Annotated in this window: 19 protein-coding genes and 2 tRNA genes; 7 read left to right on the top strand and 14 right to left on the bottom strand. The window is 69.3% G+C overall.

The genetic code is table 11. The features are described 5' to 3' along the window. Position 1: 1 nt before the first annotated feature. Both KBY47_RS21950 and KBY47_RS21945 read right to left on the bottom strand, forming a co-directional pair. Entirely contained in the window at positions 2-4,588 is a 4,587-nt protein-coding gene (locus KBY47_RS21950; RefSeq protein WP_210923278.1) for a PAS domain-containing protein, read from the bottom strand. Positions 4,589-4,822: 234 nt separating this feature from the next. Then, positions 4,823-5,293: an SSI family serine proteinase inhibitor gene (locus tag KBY47_RS21945; RefSeq protein WP_210923275.1), complete on the bottom strand. Its 471-nt coding sequence runs from the start codon at positions 5,291-5,293 to the stop codon at positions 4,823-4,825. Between the two features lie 190 nt (positions 5,294-5,483). Between KBY47_RS21945 and KBY47_RS21940 the strand changes: the two genes are divergently transcribed. Both KBY47_RS21940 and KBY47_RS21935 read left to right on the top strand, forming a co-directional pair. Beyond that, positions 5,484-5,574 (top strand) — tRNA-Ser (locus tag KBY47_RS21940). Between the two features lie 263 nt (positions 5,575-5,837). Next, positions 5,838-5,910 (top strand) — tRNA-Arg (locus KBY47_RS21935). Positions 5,911-6,001: 91 nt separating this feature from the next. Here KBY47_RS21935 and xerC read toward each other — a convergent pair. The 7 genes from xerC to KBY47_RS21900 form a co-directional block, all read right to left on the bottom strand. After that, on the bottom strand, positions 6,002-7,285 hold the full coding sequence (gene xerC, locus KBY47_RS21930; RefSeq protein WP_210923273.1) for a tyrosine recombinase XerC: 1,284 nt from the start codon (positions 7,283-7,285) through the stop codon (positions 6,002-6,004). Then, positions 7,285-7,467: a helix-turn-helix domain-containing protein gene (locus tag KBY47_RS21925; RefSeq protein WP_210923271.1), complete on the bottom strand. Its 183-nt coding sequence runs from the start codon at positions 7,465-7,467 to the stop codon at positions 7,285-7,287. Before KBY47_RS21925 ends, xerC begins: the two co-directional genes overlap by 1 nt. Next, complete coding sequence (locus KBY47_RS21920) at positions 7,464-8,942, bottom strand: replication initiator (RefSeq protein WP_210923269.1); 1,479 nt, start codon at positions 8,940-8,942, stop codon at positions 7,464-7,466. Before KBY47_RS21920 ends, KBY47_RS21925 begins: the two co-directional genes overlap by 4 nt. Positions 8,943-9,092: 150 nt before the next feature. After that, positions 9,093-9,809 carry a DUF2637 domain-containing protein gene (locus KBY47_RS21915; protein ID WP_210923267.1) on the bottom strand — a complete coding sequence of 239 codons (717 nt, stop codon included), beginning with the start codon at positions 9,807-9,809 and terminating at the stop codon, positions 9,093-9,095. 41 nt (positions 9,810-9,850) lie between these two features. After that, positions 9,851-11,260 carry a cell division protein FtsK gene (locus KBY47_RS21910; protein WP_210923263.1) on the bottom strand — a complete coding sequence of 470 codons (1,410 nt, stop codon included), beginning with the start codon at positions 11,258-11,260 and terminating at the stop codon, positions 9,851-9,853. Next, entirely contained in the window at positions 11,261-11,467 is a 207-nt protein-coding gene (locus KBY47_RS21905; RefSeq protein ID WP_210923256.1) for a hypothetical protein, read from the bottom strand. After that, on the bottom strand, positions 11,464-11,823 hold the full coding sequence (locus KBY47_RS21900) for a hypothetical protein (RefSeq protein ID WP_210923254.1): 360 nt from the start codon (positions 11,821-11,823) through the stop codon (positions 11,464-11,466). The genes KBY47_RS21905 and KBY47_RS21900 overlap by 4 nt, the downstream gene beginning before the upstream one ends. A 187-nt stretch (positions 11,824-12,010) precedes the next feature. On the opposite strand from KBY47_RS21900, the gene KBY47_RS21895 reads away from it, so the two are divergent. Beyond that, positions 12,011-12,427, top strand: coding sequence for a GntR family transcriptional regulator (locus KBY47_RS21895; RefSeq protein ID WP_210923251.1), 417 nt, complete (start codon positions 12,011-12,013; stop codon positions 12,425-12,427). 1,387 nt (positions 12,428-13,814) lie between these two features. On the opposite strand, the gene KBY47_RS21890 is transcribed toward KBY47_RS21895, so the two are convergent. From KBY47_RS21890 to KBY47_RS21880, 3 genes are all read right to left on the bottom strand, one after another. Then, positions 13,815-14,651, bottom strand: a complete 837-nt coding sequence (locus tag KBY47_RS21890; protein WP_210923250.1) for a protein kinase — start codon at positions 14,649-14,651, stop codon at positions 13,815-13,817. Positions 14,652-14,722: 71 nt separating this feature from the next. After that, a complete protein-coding gene (locus KBY47_RS21885) occupies positions 14,723-15,166 on the bottom strand; it encodes a hypothetical protein (protein WP_210923248.1) in 444 nt (147 codons plus the stop codon). 250 nt (positions 15,167-15,416) lie between these two features. Then, positions 15,417-15,659 (bottom strand): hypothetical protein, encoded by a 243-nt coding sequence (locus KBY47_RS21880; RefSeq protein WP_210923246.1) that lies wholly within the window; start codon positions 15,657-15,659, stop codon positions 15,417-15,419. A gap of 114 nt (positions 15,660-15,773) precedes the next feature. On the opposite strand from KBY47_RS21880, the gene KBY47_RS21875 reads away from it, so the two are divergent. Beyond that, positions 15,774-17,114: a helix-turn-helix transcriptional regulator gene (locus KBY47_RS21875; RefSeq protein WP_210923244.1), complete on the top strand. Its 1,341-nt coding sequence runs from the start codon at positions 15,774-15,776 to the stop codon at positions 17,112-17,114. Here the strand turns inward: KBY47_RS21875 and KBY47_RS21870 are convergent. Beyond that, positions 17,092-17,625 carry an NUDIX hydrolase gene (locus tag KBY47_RS21870; RefSeq protein ID WP_210923240.1) on the bottom strand — a complete coding sequence of 178 codons (534 nt, stop codon included), beginning with the start codon at positions 17,623-17,625 and terminating at the stop codon, positions 17,092-17,094. The genes KBY47_RS21875 and KBY47_RS21870 overlap by 23 nt on opposite strands. Before the next feature lie 449 nt (positions 17,626-18,074). Between KBY47_RS21870 and KBY47_RS37395 the strand changes: the two genes are divergently transcribed. From KBY47_RS37395 to KBY47_RS21855, 3 genes are all read left to right on the top strand, one after another. Then, positions 18,075-19,163 carry a YaaC family protein gene (locus KBY47_RS37395; RefSeq protein ID WP_374103094.1) on the top strand — a complete coding sequence of 363 codons (1,089 nt, stop codon included), beginning with the start codon at positions 18,075-18,077 and terminating at the stop codon, positions 19,161-19,163. Positions 19,164-19,610: 447 nt separating this feature from the next. Further along, complete coding sequence (locus KBY47_RS21860; RefSeq protein WP_210923236.1) at positions 19,611-19,934, top strand: hypothetical protein; 324 nt, start codon at positions 19,611-19,613, stop codon at positions 19,932-19,934. Then, positions 19,931-20,506, top strand: a complete 576-nt coding sequence (locus tag KBY47_RS21855) for a GNAT family N-acetyltransferase (RefSeq protein WP_210923233.1) — start codon at positions 19,931-19,933, stop codon at positions 20,504-20,506. Before KBY47_RS21860 ends, KBY47_RS21855 begins: the two co-directional genes overlap by 4 nt. Here KBY47_RS21855 and KBY47_RS21850 read toward each other — a convergent pair. Further along, positions 20,503-21,036: a DUF4760 domain-containing protein gene (locus KBY47_RS21850; RefSeq protein ID WP_210923231.1), complete on the bottom strand. Its 534-nt coding sequence runs from the start codon at positions 21,034-21,036 to the stop codon at positions 20,503-20,505. The genes KBY47_RS21855 and KBY47_RS21850 overlap by 4 nt on opposite strands. Between the last annotated feature and the right edge of the window lie 179 nt (positions 21,037-21,215).

The following is a 21,215-nucleotide window of genomic DNA, read 5'->3' as shown; positions in this document are numbered from 1 at the left end:
GTCAGTTGGTCCCGATGCGGGCCAGCAGGTCCACGATCCGGGCCTGCACCTCGGCGCTGGTGGACCGCTCCGCGAGGAACAGCACCGTCTCACCGGACGCCAGCCGCGGCAGGTCCGCCTGGTCGACGGCGGCCGTGTAGACGACCAGCGGGGTGCGGTTGAGCTGCCCGTTCGCCCGGAGCCAGTCGATGATCCCGGCCTGCCGCCGGTGCACCTGCATCAGGTCCATCACCACGAGGTTCGGCCGGAACTGCCCGGCGAGCGTCACCGCGTCCGTGTCGCTCGCGGCCCGCGCCACCTGCATCCCACGCCGCTCCAGCGTCGCCGTCAGCGCCAGCGCGATCTCCGCGTGCTCCTCGATCAGCAGCACCCGGGGCGGATGCTGCTCACTGTCCCGGGGCGCCAGCGCCTTCAGCAGTACGGCCGGATCGGCGCCGTACGCCGCCTCGCGCGTCGCCTGTCCGAGCCCCGCCGTGACCATCACCGGCACCTCGGCGGCCACCGCGGCCTGCCGCAGCGACTGGAGGGCCGTACGCGTGATGGGTCCCGTCAGCGGATCGACGAACAGGGCGGCGGGGAACGCGGCGATCTGCGCGTCCACCTCCTCGCGCGAGTGCACGATCACCGGCCGGTAGCCCCGGTCGCTCAGCGCCTGCTGCGTCGTCACGTCCGGCGCGGGCCACACCAGCAGCCGCCGCGGATTGTCCAGCGGCTCCGGCGGCAGCTCGTCGTCCATCGGCCGCGGTCGCGGCGGGTCCGCCACCTCGACCGCGCCACCCGGCCCGTCCAGCGGCTCGGGCCCCTCGGCGGCGTTCTTGTCCGGCGCGCCTATCGCGTACGACCGTCCGGCGCCCTCGGACGCCTGCGCGGGCGGCGCGAGCCGCGACTGCCCGGCCGGCGACGGCGACGGCTGGGGCGGTGACTGCGGCTGGGCCTGCGCCGGTGCGGGCGGCTGCTCGGCCGTCGCCGGATGCGGGCGGGCCCCCAGCTCCGGACGACCGGCGGCGGCCGGGTCCGGCGGCGTCCCCAGCTTGCGGCGCCGCCCGGAGCCGCCCGGCTGGTGCGGCGGAGGCGTACCGGCCGCGCCGCCGGAGGTCTGCTGCACCTGCGCGGCCTGCCGGGTGAAGGGCACCCCCTGGCCCAGCGTGCGCACGCTGATCGCCCGGCCCTGGGTGGAGTTCGGGTCCACGGGCGCTTCCGGCGCCGACGCCTCGGCGGGCAGCGGCTGCGCGGCCCGGGGCTGCGCGGCCCGGGGCTGCGCGGGAGCGGCCGGGGGCAGCGGGGTACCGGGCGCGGGCGTCGCGGTCACGGCGGGAGCCGGGGCCGGGGGTACGGCCGTACCCCCGGCGGTGGCGGATTCGGCCGGGAGCGGCTGACCGGGAACGGGCGGGGCGACCGGCTGGGCCGCGGGCGCGGTGACGGTGTGCCCCGGCGCGGCCACGCCCGCGTCGGCGGCGGCCGGTGCGGGCTGCGGAGCACCCTGCGGGGGTACGACCCCTGCCGCCGGGGCCGGATTCGCCGCGGCGGGGGCGGGGTTGGCGACCGCCGGAGCCGGAGTGGCCACCGGGCCCGCCTCGGAGGCCTGCGCGGAGGCCTGCGCGGACGGCTGGGCCACGGCCCGTCGCCGCCGCCCCGTCGGCGCACCCGTGGGATGCGGCTGCGGCGGGGTGTGGTCGTCGCTCTGGTCGTGCGGTACGGCGTCATGGCGCCCGTGCTCCCCCGCGGCGACACCGCCGTCGGCGGCGGCCGGACCCGGCCCCTGGGCCGGGATCTGCGCGGGCGGGACGGGCGCGGGCATCGGCATCGGCGCGGGCGGCACCGGGCCGGGCGCGGGCATCTGGGCCGGTGGTACCGAACCTGGGGCGGGCATCTGCGCGGGTGGTACCGAACCAGGGGCGGGCATCTGGGCCGGCGGTACTGGGGTGGGTGCGGGCATCTGGGCCGACGGGATCGAACCGGGTGCGGGCATCTGCGCGGGTGCGACCGAACCGGGTGCGACCGAACCGGGCGCGGGCCCCGGCGTCGGTGCCTCGGCGGTCGGCGCCCGGTCGGCGTCGGCGGGCGGCAGGGCGAACACCGTACGCGGCCCCGCCTCCTGAGCCGCCGCACGCTCCTGCGCCGCGGCGAGCGCCCGCCGCCGGCGTCCGGTCGGCTGGTCGTCCTCGACGGCACCCGGCGCGGCCACGCCCGCGTCGGCGGAGACGGGCAGCGCGGGCGGCAGCGCGTGCGGTTGCGACTGCGACGGATTCGGTGACGGGGGCTGAGGCTGAGGCTGGGCCTGCTGCGGATCGGCGGCACGCCGCCCGCGCCGCCCCCCGCCCGCGGGCACGCCCTGCGGCGGCACGGTCCCACCGAGCCCGGTCCCGGAGGCCGCGGCCCCGGCCGCATGCTCGGCGGCGGTGACCACGGCACCCTCGGCGGCGGCCCCGGGAGCGACCGCCTGGGGCAGGGCCGCCTGGGGCAGGGCGTTCTGGGGCAGGGCGGTCTGCGGCAGAGCCACCTGCGCCCGTGCGGCGGCGGCAGCGTCCTCGGCGGGCCGTCCACGCCGCCGCCCGGTACCGCTGTTGGCCGGAGCGGGAGCAAGGCCCGCGTCCGGAACCGGAGCGCTCCCGGCAGCGGCGGCCGGGGACGCGGACTCCACCGCCTCGGCGGAGGCGGACGCGGCGGCACGCCGACGCCGACGCCCGGTGGGCGCCACGCCCTCCGCCACGCCTTCCGTCTCGGCACCGCCGCCCGCGACCTCGCTCTCCAGGAAGGCGTCCACGGAGGACCGCCGGGCCCGGCGCCGCCCACCGCCACCGACGGCGGCAGCCTCCACGGCCGTACCCGGACCACCCGGACCACCCGGACCGCCCTCGGTCCCGTCGCCCGGAGCCGTACCCCCGGCCACGGCCACGACCCCCGCCTGGGGCGCGACGACCCCGGCGCCACCCCCGATCGGCACCTCGAGGACGTAGGCGTTCCCGCTCATCCCCGGCACCTCGTGCGTCTGGAGCACACCGCCGTGGGCGCGCACGATCCCCCGCACGATGGGCTCGTGCACGGCGTCCCCGCCGGCGTACGGCCCGCGCACCTCGATCCGCACGGACTCGCCGCGCTGCGCCGCCGCCACGACGACGGTGTTGTCCAGGTAACCGCCCGTGGCCACCGGTGTGTTGCCGGTCGCGTCGACCCCGGCGACATCGGCGACCAGGTGGGCGAGGGCGGTGGCGAGCAGCCGCGCGTCGACCTCGGCCTCGATCGGCGGCGCGTGCACGGCGAACTGCACCCGCCCCGGCCCGATGAGGTCGACGGCACCGTCGACACCCGCCGCGACCACGGAGTCGAGCATCACCTTCGTACGGACGACGTCCTCGGCCCCGGCGTCCAGCCGCTGGTAGCCGAGGACGTTGTCGATGAGGGTGGTGATCCGCGAATAGCCCGCCGACAGGTGGTGCAGCACCTGGTTGGCCTCGGGCCACAACTGCCCGGCGTCGTCCGCGGCCAGGGCGGCCAGCTCACGCCGCAACTCGTCCAGCGGCCCGCGCAGCGACCGCCCGAGCAGCGTCAGCAGTTGCTCGTGCCGCCCGGCGAGGGCCTCGTAGCGGTCCTTCTCCCGCTCCCCGAGGGCGGCGTACCGCTCCTCGCCCGCCGCCAGCTCCTCGGCGTGCTGCTCGCGCAGGTCCTCCAGCTCGGCCACGTGCTGCTGGCGCAGGGCGGTCAGGTCGGAGGCGTGCTCCCCGGCGAGCCGCTCCACCTCCTCCGCGTGCCGCTTCTCCAGCGCCGCCTTCTCCTCGGCGAGCGCGTCGTAGGGCCGCCGGTCGGTGAACGTCATGACGGCGCCGACCAGCTGGTCCCCGTCACGCACCGGCGCGGTCGTCAGGTCGACGGGCAGCTTGTCGCCGTTCTTGGCCCACACGACCTGCCCGCGCACCCGGTGCTTGCGCCCGGAGCGCAGGGTGTCCGCGAGCGGGGACTCCCCGTACGGGAACGGCGAGCCGTCGGCGCGGGAGTGCAGGACGAGGGTGTGCAGCTCCTTGCCGCCCAGCTCGCTGGCCCGGTAGCCGAGGATCTGCGCGGCGGCGGGGTTGACGAGGACGACCCGGCCGTCGGTGTCCGTGCCGACGACGCCCTCGGAGGCCGCCCGCAGGATCATCTCCGTCTGCCGCTGCGACCGGGCCAGCTCCGCCTCGGTGTCGACGGTCCCGGACAGATCGCGTACGACGAGCATCAGCAGTTCGTCGGAGCCGTAGCCGTGACTGTCGTAGGCCTGCTGGCCGGGGTTCTCCAGATTGGCGCTGGTGACCTCGACCGGGAACTCGCTCCCGTCGGTCCGGCGCGCGATCATCCGGGTCGGCTTGGTCCGGGCCCGCGGGTCGATGTGGTCGGGCCGCCGCATGGAGCCCGGGATCAGCTTCGAGTCGAACTGCGGCAGCAGATCCAGCAGACCACGGCCGACGAGCGCGGTGCCGGGCGCCTCGAAGGCCTCCAGCGCGATGGTGTTGGCGTTGACGACGGTGCCGTTGGCGTTGACCAGGACCAACGCGTCGGGAAGCGCGTCCAGTATGGCTGCGAGGCGAGCAGCGCCTCGGGATGGCCTGCTGCTCACGAGACGCTTCCTCCCTGTTACCGCATCTAGCCGACCGCTCGGGCCATCTTGCCAAGGGGCCCGCGACGTGTCACGCGAGGGAGTCTAAGGGCTGCGGTTGCGCTCGCGACGCCGGATGAGAGAGAGGTCGCACGACCCGGTGACCGGCGCCCCGGCGTCACCGGGGCCTCCATGCGGCCCTCGTCGGGCGGTCGCGAAACCTCCACGGAACGGTCGCCGCCCGGGACCGCCTCCTCACCTGCCCAGATCGGGCAGTAGCGGCACCAACCGGTCCCACCGTCCGATCTCACACCCATTGCTCCGGTCGAACGTGGCGTCGACGGCCCGCCCGCCCCAGGTCCCGGTGACATGAGCGGTGGCGGGACCGCCGTACTGCAGGGTGCAGACGGTGCCTCCCGGCACGGTCGCGAAGGCGTCGGCCCCGGCCCGGGAGTTCCGCCGTACGGCACGACAGGCGCCGGAGGGATCGGGATGGCGCCCGGACGCCCGAAGCGCGTACGACGCACCGCACCGCACCTCGTACGTCCCGTCCACCTCAGCCCCCGCGTCCCGCACCGTCACCGTGAGGTGATCCCCGGCACCCCGCCCGTGCGCCCCGTACGCCGCGGGTGCTCCGGCGAACGGGACCACGGCCGAACCCATCCCGACGACGGCGGCGGCGAGCACAACCCGGCGCACGGCGCCGGAGAACATGACCTGAGACATGCCCTGCCTAACGCGGCGGACCCCGTTGCGTTGCGCGACCGGACCCCGCGGGAACCACCCGTGGCTCGCCCCGGGAACGCCTTTGCCCTGCGCACCACCTGCCTAGTACCGTGGGAGCCGATTGGTGACACCGCGCTCGACTGTGTCATCATCTGCACGCACCATTCGCGCTCGCGCGAGCGGTTGTGCTGGAGGCGTCGCCTAGTCCGGTCTATGGCGCCGCACTGCTAATGCGGTTTGGGGTTTACCCCCCATCGAGGGTTCAAATCCCTCCGCCTCCGCGCATGATCCCGAAGCCCCGGCCCGCACGGCCGGGGCTTCGGCGTTCCCCCGGCCCGCACGGCCGGGGCTTCGGCGTTCCCCCGGCCCGCACGGCCGGGGCTTCGGCGTTCCCCCGGCCCGCACGCCCCGAAGAGGCGTTTTCGCAGGTCACAAGGGGTAGCGCAAACGGATTTCACATGACGGCGGCAGTCATGTAATGTTCTTCCTGTCGCCGCGAGCGGGCCGAAAGGGCCGGGAGCGGAGACAGGAAAACAGAAGACAAGCACTCGTAGCTTAACGGATAGAGCATCTGACTACGGATCAGAAGGTTGCAGGTTCGAATCCTGCCGAGTGCGCAGCAGGCCAGAGGCCCTATGGAGTGATCCACAGGGCCTCTGGCTTTTGCCTTGACGGCAGTGTTTGACGGCAACCGCCTTCAGGAGGCGATCACACGGCTACGGGGACACCGGCCGCGCCGTCGTCATCGTCCGTTTCGTTGCCGTCATCCCTCAAGGCATCCCCGACGCGATCGAACGCCGAGCGCTGAGAGTCGAGCCGTACGAAGGTGTAGATGTCCATGGTCACGCGGATGGAGCTGTGGCCCAGGACTTCCATGATCATGCGAGCGTCGGCGCCCTGTTCGTGCAGCAAGGAAGCGCAGGTGTGGCGCAGATCGTGGAAGCGGACCCTACGGACTCCGGCGCGAGCGCACAGAGCCTCGAAGGACCGGTTCAGGTTGCGCGGCTCGATGGGGGTCCCGTTCTTCGTGGTGAAGACGAGGCCCTGGCCCGTCCCCTTCCAGTTGGCACCAGCGGCCTTTCGGTCGGCAGTCTGCTGGGCGCGCTGAGCACGGAGCGCGGTCACACATTCGGGCGGCAGGGCCACGCGACGGGCCGACCGTTGAGTCTTCGGCGCGACGATCAGCAGTTCGCCGCCGACCCGCTGTAGGGCCTGCCGGACGGTGAGGACGCCTTCGTGGAGATCCACGTCCGACCAACGCAGCCCCAGCAGCTCACCGCGCCGCAGGCCGATGCGGACCGCCAGTTCGTACGTGGCCCACAGCCGGTTGTCACGGGCCGCCGCTAGGAGCTGACGCCCCTCCTTGGCCGTGAGCGGCTCGATCTCGCGCTTCGTTCCCATGCTCAGCTCCACGTTCCGGGCCACGTTGCGGGGCAACTCGTCTTCACGTACGGCGTGTTGGAGAGCGGCCCGCAGGATTACCAGCAGGAAGCGGACGGTGCGGTCAGAGGGGAGCTTCTTGCAGCACTTGCCGAGGGCGCAGCAGCGCCGCTTGTGCTCGGGCCGCTTTTTGTCCTTGCCCTGGGCGCAGCACTGGCAGGTGGCCGCCGTCTTGGTCAGGAAGGCCCGGATGTCGCGGGCGGTGAGCCGGGTCAGTTTCTTCCTACCGAACTCGGGGGTGATGTAGTTGCGGACGAGGGATTCGTAGTTGACGTATGTCGTCCTGCGCACCTTGCCCTTGGCGACGTTCGCGAGCCAGTACGTCAGGTACTGGGAGATGGTCATCTTGTTGGTGGCGACCGGCAGACCGTTCAGGGAGTCGGCCTTGAGTTTGGTCAGCTTCTCGTGTGCTTCGTCCCAGGTCTTGCCGTAGACGCTGCGCCGCTTGTACGTGCCGTCCGTCGTCAGAACGTAGGCACTGCCCTCCCAGCGGCCGTCCTTCCGCTGGTAGATGGTGCCCTCGTTATTGGCGTTCTTCTTCGGCTTGGCCATCAGGCGGCTTCCTGTTCGGTGCGGAGCGATATGTAGGCGTGCACGGCGGTCTCGCTTATGCGGCGGCAGCGGCCGATCTTGAAGGAGGTGAGTTCGCGGGAGCGGATCAGGTCGTGGACCTTCCATCGGCTGATGCCGAGACGCTCCGCCACCTGGTCCACGGTGAGTACGGCCGTCGTCATGCGGGCACCAGTCCTTCCTGCTTGAGGCGTTGGGTGTGAGCGATGTCGTGGCGGACCTGGGCGGCGAGGAGTTCTTCGCCGGGGCGGTAGCCGCTGCTGAGATAGGTCCACGAGGAGGTGGTGACAAGGGTGGTGTGCTCGTCACTGGCGGGCAGGCCAGCGCGGGCACGAGCGGCTTCGGCTTGGGCGAGGCGCCAGGCGCGGCGTACGTCGCGCAGTGCGCCGAGGGTGGTGGAGTAGGCGCGGGATTTGCTGGAGAAGTGGCCGCGGAAGCCGAGCATGTGGGCCCACTTCCAGAGCTTGAGGTGGGCGAACTCGGGGAGGTGTCCGAGGGCCCAGGCGGTACGGATCATCTGCCGTGCGTGCTGGTGGATGGGCAGGGACTTGATGGGTTCGGCCTGCCCGGTGCCGTGGCAGTCGGCGCAGCGGTTCGGGAGTTGGGAGGGCCCGCGTACGTAGCCGCGTCCAGCGCACGGATGGCACATCAGCGTGCGGTCTACGGTGCCCGCACCTTCGGCGTTCTTGGTGGCGTACTTGGCGACGTATCCGGCGACCTTGGCGTCTGTGTACTCGGCAACCCTGGCGTCCGTGAGTTCGCCGTCGCCCAGGGCCGTGATGGAGTCGACCTTGAACCGGCCGCCCCAGGCGATGACCCGTTCGCCGATGGCGTCGGAGGCGACGATGAGCCGGGCACGCTCGACGGCCAGGCCCACGGCGGCGCTCAGGGCATCGAAGGTGGCCCAGGGCGGGGGCGGCGTGGTGTGACCGTCGGGCCCGTCGAAGCGGATCACGGCGTGGAAGTGGACCAGACCGCGCTTCTGGTACTCGGCGACCTTGGCGAAGGAGACGCGGAGGGCGGCGTTCAGCGCCTTCTGGGTTATGCCGAGGTGTTCGGCCAGGGCGCGGCGCAGGTAGGTGGTGAAGCGTGCCCAGAGCTGTCCGGCGTGGGCGTTCCAGAGCACCGCACCGGTGTAGTCGTAGGTGGCCGGGTCCAGTGGGGTGCTCAGCGCCGGGTCGTCGTCGGGGTGGTGGATGCCGCAGCGGCAGGGCTTGCCCGCACGGTCGGTGTTGCGGTGGACGGGGCCGAAGGAGGGGGCGGTGAGGGTGACGAAGGCGCGGGGGTGGCCACGGACGGTTTCGGCGACGTTCTTGCCACCGGACAGTCCGGCCTTGATCAGGTGGTAGGTGTCGGCGGCGTACACCCGTGAGCAGGTGGGGCAGCGGGATGCGCGGCGGTTCCCGCAGGTGGTCAGCAGTCGTCCGGAGGGTTCGTCTTCGGAGCGGTAGGAGCGGACCACATCCTTGGTGGCCGGGTCGGTGGTGACCGTCCAGCCGTGGAGGTTGACGGGGCGGGTGCAGCCGCGCAGGTTGCGGACCTGTTCGGTGACGCGGTCGAAGTCGTGGGTGTTGGCCAGTTCGATCAGGTCCCGCACGCTGGGGCTGATCACGTGGCGCAGGTCGAGGGGGCGGCGCATGGGTGGCGGGGTCTCCCTTCTGGCGTGAGGGTGGGGCCTGCGGGCAGCAGCGATCAGTGCGCTCGGGCTGCTGCCCGCAGGCATGACGTGGTGGGCCCAGGGGTGGGCGTGGGGTGGGAGGTGCTGGGGAGGCCAGCGGAGGGAGCGGCGCTACAGGGCGGCGTGCAGGGCGGTGGCCATGGGCAAGCCAATGCCGAGCCGCCTTTTGAGCTGAGCCGCTGTGATGGGCTCGCCGTGCTCGGCATGATGCGACGCGGCGATGGAGCGAGCTTCGGTGAGCAGCGGCTCAGGCACCTTGACCGCAGGGGCAGGGGCAGGGGCAGGAGCAGCGACCGAAGCGACGGGGGCCGATTCCGGGGCGACGAGAAGGGGAGGCACCGAGGCGCGTTCCGTCTCAATGGAGGCGGGGTTGGGCCCTTGGGGCGGTTCCGTCTCGGCAGCCGTGGCCGGAACGGTGGCGCTGATGGTGACCGCGTGGAAGGAGCGGAGGAGCTGAGGGCCGACCGCTCCCCACCCGAGGAGGAGCAGGGGAGCCACGGCATCCACAGCGGCGCGGCCGTAGTGCCCCGCGGCGATGGGTTCGGCGACGTTGAGGGCGAGGGTCAGTAGCCCCGAGACGTGCATGAGTCGCGTGGCCGCTTTCATCTGCTCGGGCGGGACGCCGCGCAGGGAGAGGTAGCGCAAGGCCACCAGGAGCCCGACCACGGACAGGTCGACCATGGGGGCGATCAGGGGTGCGATGGGGGAAGGAACGCCGAGGCGCAGGGCCAGAGCCCAGACGTTGCCGAAGGAGAAGACGAACGCCAGGAGGGCGATGATGCCCATGACGACGGTCACGGTGCGTTGGGTGATCCGGTCCTCGGACATGGGGAGTTCACCTCCTTTCGTGAACGGCGAGCCGGACGGGGTCAGGCCGCCAGCGGCGGGATGGAGTCGCCGTCCGAGCCCGTTTTCGTGAGGTCGATGCCGGGGAGCTGAGCGGCAAGCAGGTCGGCCGGATCGGCGGTGAGGTAGGCGGTACGTGCGGCGATGTCTGCGGAGTCGTCCTCGCTGACGTACGGGGTACGCAGGCGGGTGAAACCTTTCTGCCCACTGCTTTTCATGACCGCGACGCCGACGTACGCCGGTTCCTGCAACACGGTGGGGCTTGCATCGGGCCAGTCCCGGATGTCTTCGCCCAGGGCGGCCACGGCCGCATCGGCGGTCTTCTGCGCGAAGGACAGGCCGACCGGGCACACGTCGCGGATGAACGTGGGGATGGCGTCACCTGTGCTCTTCTGCGTAGCGAGGATGACCAGGATGCCGACGCTCCGGCCCATCTTCACCAACTCCTCCACCAAGCGGGCGTTCTGCGCTGCCAGCGCGGCGAGCCGCTTGGTCTCCTTGTCAGAGCCCTTGTGGTCGCGGAAGTAGGTGTGCGCCTCATCGATGATCAGCACGGCCCAGGGCCAGTCGACGGACGGCCCGCCGTGCCACATGTCCTTGCGACGAAGGACGGTCTTGATCGCGGTGGACCGGGCGCGCCGCAGCCTGACCAGCTTCCAGAACAGAGCGTTCGCTTCCTCCAGGTCGCTTCCAGCGAAGGCGAACAGACGTCCCATCAGGTCGGCGTAGTCGCCTTCATGGGCGGCCATCACCTTGCCGTCCGCCACCGCGAACTGCACGGCTGGAGAGGGCGCGGTGTCGCAGATGAACCGGTTGATCAGCGAGGTTTTCCCGAAGCCGGGAAGGCCCGCCACGGTTACGCCGGGCACCTCCGCCAGGTCGACACTCACTGCCTGGGCGTACTCGTCCACCCCCAGGTTCCACACCGACAGCTTCTCCGGGACCTTGCCGGAAGGGGTGTGCTCGGTCTTGGTGATGAGCGGGTCGACACGCACGCCACGGATGAGGACCTGACCGGGCTTGTTCTGGGCGACGGACACCCGCGTGCACCGCCAGGCGTCCGCGATATAGGGCGCGGCCTTCTGGAACTCCTCCAGGCCCACCTTCGGCAGGCAGTTGGCTTGCACCATCACGCCGAACGGGTCCGGCGTCACCTTCAGAGTCGGCGTCAGGAGCCGGGGCTTGGGCGGCTTGCCATCCGCGTTCGACAGCGACGCCATGGCGGTCGGCGTCTTGTCCGTCACGGACAGGCCCGCCATTGCGGCGAACCGCTTCCAGGTGCGGCGCACTCGTACGGCCTGCCGGATGCTGGCCCGCATCATGGAGTCGGCCAGCAGATAGCGGACCGCCCACACCACGCCCCACACGACGAACACGGCGAGGCCGATCAGCGCGACGAACGGGGCGAGGCTGAACACCTCCTGCACGGACATCTACTGCTCCTTGGGGGTGTAGAGGAAGGCCGCGAGGGCCGTTTCGAGGGCCGCCCAGTCCTCCAGGGCGGCGAAGCGGGGGTAGCCGTAGCCGACGAGCACGGCCGCCACCGAGTTGACGAGGGATTCGCTGAACCGGGGGTCCGGTCCGGCGTGAGCCAGCGGGTAACTGCGCTCAGCGCCGAACCGGAAGGCGGTGCCGCTCACGCGGCTTCAGCGGCCGGGGCGGAGCCGCCGACCAGGTCAAGGCGGTCGGCGCGGTAGGCGATCCCGTCCGAGAGCTGGCCGTTGAAGATCCGCGCCCACGGGGTGGCGAACAGCTCCACCGGCATCACCGGCAGACCCGGCTTGAGGCCGTTGGGGAGACCGGTCTCCGGAACGGTGATCTTCAGCGCTTCGGCTCGGTCCTCCTCCATGAAGAAGAGGGTGATCGTCATCAGCTTCGCGCCGGTCTCCCGGTCCACGGCGAACTGGGTCTTCTCGGCGTCCGCGTACTTCGGCACCGGCATGGTGCCGACCATGAACGACGCGGTGGGGAGCAGGCCAACACGGATACGGGCCATGGGTATTACGTCCTTTCGTTAGGTGCTCCGCCGAGGCGGCGAAGCGAGATCCAATGTGCACTACCCCCGATAGGTGCGTCAAGCGCTTAGCGCTCATCGCACTCAGAGCGGGAGTGGCGCATGGGAAAGATCCAGGTGCATCAGGGTCCTACTGCGGTAGACGGGCTAGGCCCGCTACCCTCGGTCTATGAAGCTGCCCAAGGATTCCGACACTCCGCCGTACCGCCTGGTCGCCGAGGAGCTACGGCGGCAGATTCGCTCCGGGCGCCTCAAGCCAGGTGAGCGGGTCCCCTCGTCCCGTGACCTGGAAGCGACTTACGAGATCGCGAACATGACCGCACGTTCCGCGCTGCGCGTGCTGCGTGACGAGGGGCTGATTTACTCCATGCCGGGTCGGGGAAACTTCGTCGCCGACCCTCTGCCCGCAGAGTCCGCCCCGAAGGGCGGCGCTCCCGAGGCGGCAAGCGGTGGGCGAATGCCCACGCCGGAATACATTGAACTCAGCGAGCGGCTGGATGCCATAAACGCCAGGCTGGACAGCCTGTTGCAGGTCTTCCAGCAGCTGGGCGGTGTCATGGAGGCGAAGCAGTCGCCGAAGAAGTAATGGCATTCTTCTCGATGGCCCGACGCACCAGACCCTCTAGTTGAGCCAGCTTCTCCTCCACCTCCTTGAGTCGAGCCGCTATACGTGCTGTCTCGTGCTCGTTCATGTCCACCCGTTCGCGGTCGTGCCGTTGTTCGTGTTGCCTCCACCCAACAGCCGAGGGCTTGCCCGAAGGCTTGCCCGGCGGCTGCCCCGCCCTGGAGCAGGGCTTGCCCGTGCCATCTGGCAAGCCGCAATCCGTATGGTGCAGCTACATCTACCGGCCCGAGCGGACACGCCAGGCGTGCGCAGGGCGGGGTCCCGCCAGGCGGGCAATGCGGCAGGTGTGAAATCTCCGCCCTCCCGCAGAGCGGGATCTCGCCTCGTAGCGCTCACGTCGCCTTCCTTCCAGTCGTCGCCCGGGACCATCAATAGTCCGGGGAATCGCCGGTTTGGGTAACCGGCACTTCCGTGCTATGTTCCGCCGCTCACTCCATCGGGGAGTGCCTATAGGGGTGCGGAACTCCGGGTCGGTGCGACCCTCATTTCTGTGACCCACGCCACTTCTCCATCGGGTGAGAATCCCGTATGCCGTTCAGCCGCTCCGGGTGCCGGAAAGTCAGTCGGTGTGACGGCCGCCGACGGAATCAGCTCAGCACTCACCACCGACCATGACCCCGACCATCAGCGGCCGACCAAGGTCACGAAACGGTCACGAGGTGGACTGGTGAGCCCCGACCAACCACGCAAACGGCATCCTGCAATCCCCTGCCTGTGGATAAAGTTCGACGCTCGCCTGAACCAATGGGCATGAACACGGATCTAGCGGGCTTAAAGCGGCTGGAGAGTCCGCGAGCGGTCGTGAGGACAGGGCCAGCGCATGGCCGCGCGACCGGCCACGGGCCCAGCGCACCGGAGCTGTTCAGAGTTTCTTTACTTGATCAAGGCGGACAGCCAGACCAGGAAGCAGCTCGACCACCCCGACCACCAGGACCAAGCCGACACCCACCAGGCGAGGACCCGCCACCCAACCGCCCGTCTTTCAAAGCCGCATGGCACGCAGAGCCGTAGGGGCAGCCCAGTTGCCCAGCCACGTCGGCAACACCCAGGAGGCGTGGCTGAGGCCGGTACGGGGTTGCTGGAGGCACACGTGACGGGTGCTCGTTCGGCGGTCCCGCCGCTGTGGCTGACTTTCGGTGGCGCAGGTCACTCCAACGTTGGTTGATCCGCAACGGCCGTCCCTTCCAACTCGGCAATGGGCATGAGGGGTTGCGGCCGTACCCGAGTCAGAGCACGCCGATCACCCCGGTACCATCGGCACCGGGGTCCTGACCAGGGATTCCAGAACCGGACCACCCCGAATCGCTGTCCAGGCTGAGGGGTGGTCCGGTCTTTGGGTTGTTGGGGGTCAGCTCAGGGCTTTCCCCACCTCGTAGATGGTTGGCCGGTCCTCTGGGGCGTAGCTGAGCATGGCCTCGATCAGCTCACCCAGCTCACCGGGAGCTTTCACAGGTCGCCGTTTGCCGTTCGCCACGGCCTCTCGCTGGACAGGACGCGGAGCGTCATCGGGGTACTCGACGGCCCGCCAGCCCGTGGCAGAGATGAGCAGGGATGCGCCGAGCGCGTAGACGTCTGCCTCCTGCGTGGGCTCGGCCTGGCCTGTCGCGAGCACACTGCGCGAGATCTCCGGCGCCTCGTAGTGGACGAGGCAGCCGCGGAAGGGGAAGTCGTACCTCTCGGGCACACGTCCGCCATGAGCTAGAGCGAGATCGATGAGGTGTGTCCGTTCCGGCGCGATGATGAAGTGAGCGGGTTGTACGTCACCGTGAGCCCAGCCCTTGGCGTGGAGTTCGGTCAGCGCTTCGACGCATCCCAAGGCCACGCTGGCGTGCGGCTCGAAGGGCGGTTCTGCCCGTCGGCAGGGCTCCCACAAGCTGTACAGGTCCGGCCCTTCGCGCCACGGCTGGAAGTTCCAGGTTCCGTGTTCCCACTCGCCGTACCCGATTTCCTCGAAGCCGAGGCGGTTCAGGACGGCACCTTCGCGTGCGGGTGCGAGTGCCGTCCAGGGCTGGGCAGGCCATTCGGGCGTCGCCTCGATGGGATAACCGAGCTTCACCGCATACCGGCCGCGCTCGCCCTCCACGTCCCAGACCGAGGAACCCCGACGGTTGATCACCAGACGCTGACTCGTGGGCATGAGAGCGTTGAGCACCACGATCGGCAGCTCGGTGGTTGAGCCGGACACGTCGCTTCTCCTTCCCGGCGAACGCGGCCGACCACGAGAAGGGTGTCGGCCACGTCGCTGTTGGTCGTGTGCTACGCCTGACCGTACGGTCGCCCACAGTCCGAGTCGCACTGGCCGAGGTTCTCGCCGTCCATGGTCCAGAGGTCGTCGAAGACGACGAATCCGGCGGCCTTGATGGCACGCGCCGAGGCGGCGACCTTTTCCGGGTCGCGGCTCTCCCCACCCGGCATCGGGTTGTGGTGCAGGAAGCGGCCCGCGTACTGCTCGCACAGCGCGGCGTACTCCTTCGTGTGCAGGATGAGGGCGTGCAGACCCAGGTCCACGTCGTCCGACGGGACCATGGGAACCGTGGCGGTCGCCGCCGTGACTACGAAGGCGACCGCCTGGTCCGCGATCTGCTCGGCACGCTCGGGCGACTGCCCGTTGTGGATGACCACGAAGTGGGCGAGGCTCTGGAAGAGTTCCTCACCAGCCACCGAGCGGCCGGTCTTCTGATCGTTCGCCGTTGCCGTCATGCGCCTTCTCCTTGGGTTGGTGGTGTGTGGCACTTACCGTCCACATCGATCGCGAAGCCGTGACCTACGGACGGTCTGCGACGTGGGATTGGATGGCCAACCCCGGACGGGGGCGGGAGCCGGGAACTGGTACCCGTTCGGGGTTGGCCGGTCTACGGGCGGATGCTGAGAGCCATCCCGATCACCAGGCCGCAGGACCCGCTGAGCAGGACGATGAAGAGGACTCCCGCATACCGGCCGATGGCGCGCATCACAGCCTGGACCGACTGTTGCCGTTCGCAATGGCCACACGCGCGCTCAGTTCCTCCCGCGCGCCCGGCGCCACCACGTTGTCCGGCATGGCATCCCATTCGACACCGCCGCCGACCGGCCTTATCTGCACGCGGCCACCGGTCTCACCCATGACGACGCCGACGCGTCCGCTGGCGATGTCCTTCGCCAGTTCACCGATGCCTGGTCTGGTCTGCTGGTTGCTCGCCATGCACAGGAGCATCGCGATCGGTACACCGCTGAGGAAAGGTCAGGCTGATTACCCAACTTGGGTAACATCGCCGCAAGTAGAGATTTCGCGACGTTGCGTAGCCCTCGCAGTCTGGGAGCTTGCCCAATGCCCGACGCCGACCGGCCGCAGGAGCTTCCTGCCAGGCTGCTGACCGATCCCGAGATGATCAACGCGTGCCGGATGCGGGACTTCGCCAGGGTCTTCCGGCTGGTGAAGACAAGGGCGGGTATCTACCCGTCGATGATCGCCAGGAGATGCGAACTGACGCCCAGCCGGGTCGGCGAGGTAATTGCTGGCAGGCGTCAGTTGCTGCACATGGACGTCATCGAGCGCATCGCGGACGGCTTGCGCATCCCAGGACACATGCTCGGGCTTGCCCGACGACCTTGGGAGACGCCGCAGGCGCTCGCCGTCACCGATCGTGAGATGCCGCCAGAGCGGGAGCCGGAGAGGCATGAGCCTGCATCCCTGCCCGGGCCAGACGTGGACAGCATCCTTGCGTTGGCCACTCGGACCAGCCTCAACGGAGCCACGCTGGAAGCCTTTCGGTCGTCCATTGAGGACTACTGGCGGCGGGACGACCAGCACGGCGGCGAGGCCCTGAGACCGGCCATCGTGGGGCAGCTCCGCTACGTGGTAGGACTACTGAAGGAAGGCCGACCGCCGTCCATCCAGAACGGGCTGTACGGCATCGCGGCTGAGTTGGCGCGCCTCACCGGCTGGACCTACTTCGACGCCCGCCAGTACCACCAGGCCCGCGCGTACTTCACCGAAGCCCTGCAACTGGCCAAGGAAATCGACGATCGGCAGTTCATGGCCAACGTCCTGGCCTGCATGAGCTTGCAGGCGACGTACCAGGACAAGCCCGTGGACTCTCTTGCGCTCGTCAGCGCTGCCCAGGATCAAGCCCGATCCGCTCCCGGCAGCACCCCGCGCGTTCTTTCCATGCTTTCCATGCGGGAAGCCTTTGCTCACGCCACACTCGGCAACCGGGACGCCACCACGAGGGCGATCGGGGAAGCGCACCGCCAGTTTGAGCAGATCCAGGCGAGCGACCCGGACCCCTCATGGGTGACCTACTTCGATGAGCCGAAGCTGATAGTGGACACCGGTATTGCCCACGGCCGACTGGGTGAGGCGGCGACAGCCGAGCCCTTGATCGCGGATGCCTTACGACGGGAGGCCCCGACCAACCAGCGCGGCCGGGCCTTTCACACGTTCTGGCTTGCTCGTACGCAGCTCGATCAGGGCAAGCTGGACCAGGCGTGCCACACAGCCACGCAGGCCCTTGAGCCCGCGTCCGCGGTGGCTTCCGAGCGCGTGTCCGGCCACCTCCGAGAGTTCTACGACCAGTTGGCGCCGTACAGGCAGGAGCCCGTGGCCCTGGCCTTCGAGGCGAGGCTACGGGAACTCATGCCACCGGTCAGCGGATCGCTTCATCCATGAGCAGGTACAGGAGACCGACGAGTGATCCGCTGCTCACGATCTCGCGGCGGTCGATCATTCCCCGCACCTCCGAGAGGGGCACCCACTCGATGCGGTCGGACTCGTTCTTCTCGGTGGGCGGTCCCGCGTAGGTCGCGCCGTCCACACGGAAGACGTGGTGCTGTGAGTCCGTGATGCCGTTGGCGGGCTCGGCGTAGATCAAGGGCTTGACGGGGCCCGGACGCCAGCCGGTCTCCTCCAGAACTTCGCGGGCCGCTGCCTCCTCCGGAGTCTCGCCCTCCTCCACCAGGCCCATGGGCAGCTCCCAGGCCCACGAGTCCGTGATGAAGCGGTGCCGCCACATCATCAGCACCTCTTGGCGGTCATTGACCACGGCGGCCACGGCCAGGTGCCGGAGGCGAACGACGTGGTACTCCCACCTGCGCCCGTCAGGCTGCTGGACGTCGACCAGACACAGGTTCACCCACCTGTTGGTGTAGATCTGTCGCTCACCGTGGGTCTTCCACTCCATACCTGCGGCCCCTCTCGCTCAGTCTCCAGGATCTCAGACTGATCTGGACAGGGGTTGCCGTTTGACTCTTTTCACGTCACCTTGACGAGATGTCCGTGGTGTGCCCCTGCCTTAGCTGGAGCGACCAACAGTCAGGGGCAGTAAGAGCGGTCATGTTCCGCAACTGGACATCACTGGCCGTTCCCCGGTTGCGTCTTCACCTCGGGCTGCTCGGGCTGGTGCACGCTCCCGGATGGGGAACTTCCGGCGCTGAGGTGAACCACTAGGACGAGGATGGTCGGCTCCCATGCGACGGCCTCCACGATCCGAACGCTGATGGTGTATCACGCGTGGCTCACACGTCCTCGCCCAGGACCTATCACTCGCCGATTAACAGCCTGTTGGCGGTGCGCAGAGCGTTCGCGAGAAAGAGCATGCACCTCGACTTCAGGTACTGAGAGAATCACGCCATGGTTAACCTACCTTCTCCTTTGGGCCCCGGGGGGCATCGGCTTGGTGGCACCTTGGCGGACCTGAGTGCTCCTGGTGCAAACATGGTTTGGCGAAGCATCAGGGCGATGCGCCATCGCGCCCCAGGTGCAGCCAGTAGTGGGGCGCGACGAGAAGTCTTCAGTGCAGCGTTGGAGCAGTCTGAGCAGCTCTTCACTTCGGCTGCGAATGCGGGTTATGCCTCACGCCCCCTGCTCTTGTTCTACGGCATAAGTCAGGCGGGTCGAGCAATAGCGGCTGCTTCGGTGAAAGCGGGAGAGAAGGAGTGGGATCTCGCCAAGCATGGGATTACAGCGGATGTTGATGGGCGGTATCGACGGTTGGCGAACCTCGGTCTTCATGACACGAAAGGGGGTGGAAGCTTTATCGGCCTAGCGTCACTTCTCTCGTCAAGTACGCTGGGTCAAGGAGTTCCGCTGGGCAAGATTTGGTGTACCATCCCCGAGTTGAGGCCCTTCCCTCTAGAGTCCTCCAATCAGCCGCTTCATCCCTTCCTTGGATTTTCGCTGCAAGGGCCGGGTGAGAGAATTAGCGATGGAGAATTCAGAATCTACGGGTGGCTCGATGGCGTATCTAAGCGCTTCCTGCGAGATGACGAAGAGCGGAAGGTCTGTGAATTTATCTCCCACTATCCTACTTTGACGGGAGCGCAAGAGGCGGGAAATCAGCTGCGGAAAGTGACTCAAAGCTTCTCGGAGGGAGAGTGTGCTCGAATATCTCGAGTCTGGGTCTTGAAGAGTCCACCTGAAAATGTTCAGGAGTGGTCGCAATCTCTCACGACCCCTTATGCTGGCGATGAGAGGCGATATGTTTTTCCTGCCTTGGATGGTAGCGATAAGCCTATACATCCGCTCATTGCCTGGTGGGCGTTGCTCTTTTCGCTTTCTATGCTTGCTCGGTATAAGCCAGCCAAGTGGACAGAATTTATCGACGTCGACAGGAGCCCGGACGCCGCCTCCGTTGAGCACGCGCTTGACTGTGCATTGCATGTCTGTCCTGAGTTGGTGCACCACACGATCAGAGCTGTAAGTTCCCGGAGAGATCCCTGACAATCACCGACCGTGCCAGCCACGACGCACCTGGGGCGGGGTGGAGACCGGAGCGAGCCGCCTCGGACCCGTTGGGATAGCTGCAACTTGGTAGACAGGACGCAAGTGTCGGGTTTCAGGTCTGCACGGGCCCGTCCTCGGGTTGCTATCTGCTGCTGTTGGGGAGCGCGTTAGGTCGATGTTGTCTGAGCTGAGGCGGGCGGGCTGAGAGCCCGTCGTGGTGGCGGTGTATCGTTCGCGGTTGACGGCAGCTCTGACGGCAACGACGGCACACAGAAGCCGATGATTACTAACGTCGGCGATCCAACCAAGCCGTGGTGGTGCCCCTCCGTAAGATGCTGCCCGATCCTACGGATCAGAAGGTTGCAGGTTCGAATCCTGCCGAGTGCGCAGTGCCCAGGGGCCCCGGAGAAATCCGGGGCCCCTGGCTTTTCTCCGGGGGTGATCATGAAGCCGTATCTCGCCGTGTTCCTGGTGCTCGTGGCGCTGCTCGTCGGGGCCTCGGGGTGGGCGGCCGTCGCCCGTGGGTGGGTGTTGCCCATGAACCGTGAGCGGGTGCGCCGGGTGCGGCTCTTCGGGTGGGGGCAGTTGGTGGTGGCCCTCGCCCTGTGCTGGCAGATGGTCTTCGGGCTGGTGGTCGAGGACATCGGCACCCGGCAGGGGGGGACCCTGACGGGCAGTGCGCTGTTGCTGGCCGGTGTGCTCGTGATGGCGGTGAGCCAGCGGGGCGAGCGAGGCGGCGGGAACCGGCCGGGGAGCGACACGGCGTGAGGGTCGTCCTCGCCCGGCCCGCGGACGTGGACACGCTCGTGGCCTTCCGGACGGAGGCCGCCGGGTGGCTGGCGCGGCTCGGCAGCGACCAGTGGCAACGGCCCTTTCCCGTCGACCGGTTGCGCGGCGCGGTCGAGGCCGGGGACGTCTTCCTGGTCCTGGACGGCGAGGACACGGTCGCCACCGTCACGCTCACCTCGCGGGCGACGGGGCAAGGGCTGTGGACGGAGCGCGAGTTGGCCGAGCCCGCGCTGTTCGTCAGCAAGCTCGCCGTCGCGCGCACGCACGCCGGGCGGAACCTCGGCGGGCGGCTGCTCGACTGGGCCGGTGACCGTGCCCACCGGGCGGGGGCCGTGTGGCTGCGGCTGGACGCGTGGACGACCAACGAGGCCCTCCAGGCGTACTACCTCCGCCAAGGCTTCCGGCACGTCCGGACCGTCCGGCAGGGACAGGCCGGCTACGGCGGCCCCCGGGTCTCGGGATGGCTGGCCCAGCGACCGGCGCGGCCCGCCGACCACGGCTTCGTGGACGAGACCCCCGGGCCGCGGCGCGGGCCCTGCCCCGGTTCTTAGCGCACCGGGTCCCCCTGCGGGGGCACGTCGGCGGTGCGGCGCGGGGTCATCTCCGCCGCCAGCCAGCGGAGGTCCTCGTACAGGCGCGGCTCGCCGCGTGACTCCCGCTGGGCCTCGATCCAGGGGGCGTAGTTGTCCCGTACGGCGATGATGAGGCCGCCCCAGGCCTGGTCGACGATCTCGCGGTCGAAGGCGTCCGACCGGGTGCCCACGCCCAGGTAGTTGAAGGCGGTGAGGTAGGAGGTGATCAGCCGGACGGCCGTGGGGTCGCCCGCCAGTGCGCGGCTGATCAGGGCCGACACGGCGGGGTGGTCGCGTTCGTCGGGTATGCCCTCGTCGTAGAGGGTCTTCCGCCGGTCCATGATGGCCGTCAGGTACTCCATGGTCGCCTGTTTGCGGCGCCGGTCGTGGTCCTGGGCCGTGCCGCGGGCCAGCATCAGGAGCTGCCAGGCCAGGGCGCCGAACGCCACGACGCTGATGAGCAGGGAGCCGAAGGAGGCGACCAGGGACCATCGTTCATAGGACGTCACGGGCCGATACGTTACGGAGCCCGTCCGCGGCGGGTGCCGTTTTTGAACGACCTTGTGGCCCCGGTCCGGCGCCCGGCACGATGAAGCCCCCGGCCCGCGGTTCTCCGCCGGTGGGGGCTGGTGGGTGCCGTCCGGGGTGTCCCGGACTTTCGTCCCTCCTCGCTGTCCCTCCTTGTTCT

The organism is Streptomyces sp. B93 (genome assembly GCF_018070565.1).
Taxonomy (GTDB): Bacteria; Actinomycetota; Actinomycetes; order Streptomycetales; family Streptomycetaceae; genus Streptomyces.
Note: the sequence above shows the minus strand (reverse complement) of the source record. Positions and strands in the feature narration are given on the sequence as shown.

Coding starts and splice junctions, on each gene's coding strand:
- KBY47_RS21895 (WP_210923251.1), top strand. CDS start 12,011: ATGAAGCTGCCCAAGGATTCCGACACTCCGCCGTACCGCCTGGTCGCC.
- KBY47_RS21860 (WP_210923236.1), top strand. CDS start 19,611: ATGAAGCCGTATCTCGCCGTGTTCCTGGTGCTCGTGGCGCTGCTCGTC.
- xerC (WP_210923273.1), bottom strand. CDS start 7,285: ATGGCCAAGCCGAAGAAGAACGCCAATAACGAGGGCACCATCTACCAG.
- KBY47_RS21875 (WP_210923244.1), top strand. CDS start 15,774: ATGCCCGACGCCGACCGGCCGCAGGAGCTTCCTGCCAGGCTGCTGACC.
- KBY47_RS21925 (WP_210923271.1), bottom strand. CDS start 7,467: ATGACGACGGCCGTACTCACCGTGGACCAGGTGGCGGAGCGTCTCGGC.
- KBY47_RS21915 (WP_210923267.1), bottom strand. CDS start 9,809: ATGTCCGAGGACCGGATCACCCAACGCACCGTGACCGTCGTCATGGGC.
- KBY47_RS21885 (WP_210923248.1), bottom strand. CDS start 15,166: ATGACGGCAACGGCGAACGATCAGAAGACCGGCCGCTCGGTGGCTGGT.
- KBY47_RS37395 (WP_374103094.1), top strand. CDS start 18,075: ATGGTTAACCTACCTTCTCCTTTGGGCCCCGGGGGGCATCGGCTTGGT.
- KBY47_RS21945 (WP_210923275.1), bottom strand. CDS start 5,293: ATGTCTCAGGTCATGTTCTCCGGCGCCGTGCGCCGGGTTGTGCTCGCC.
- KBY47_RS21900 (WP_210923254.1), bottom strand. CDS start 11,823: ATGGCCCGTATCCGTGTTGGCCTGCTCCCCACCGCGTCGTTCATGGTC.
- KBY47_RS21870 (WP_210923240.1), bottom strand. CDS start 17,625: ATGGAGTGGAAGACCCACGGTGAGCGACAGATCTACACCAACAGGTGG.
- KBY47_RS21910 (WP_210923263.1), bottom strand. CDS start 11,260: ATGTCCGTGCAGGAGGTGTTCAGCCTCGCCCCGTTCGTCGCGCTGATC.
- KBY47_RS21920 (WP_210923269.1), bottom strand. CDS start 8,942: ATGCGCCGCCCCCTCGACCTGCGCCACGTGATCAGCCCCAGCGTGCGG.
- KBY47_RS21880 (WP_210923246.1), bottom strand. CDS start 15,659: ATGCTCCTGTGCATGGCGAGCAACCAGCAGACCAGACCAGGCATCGGT.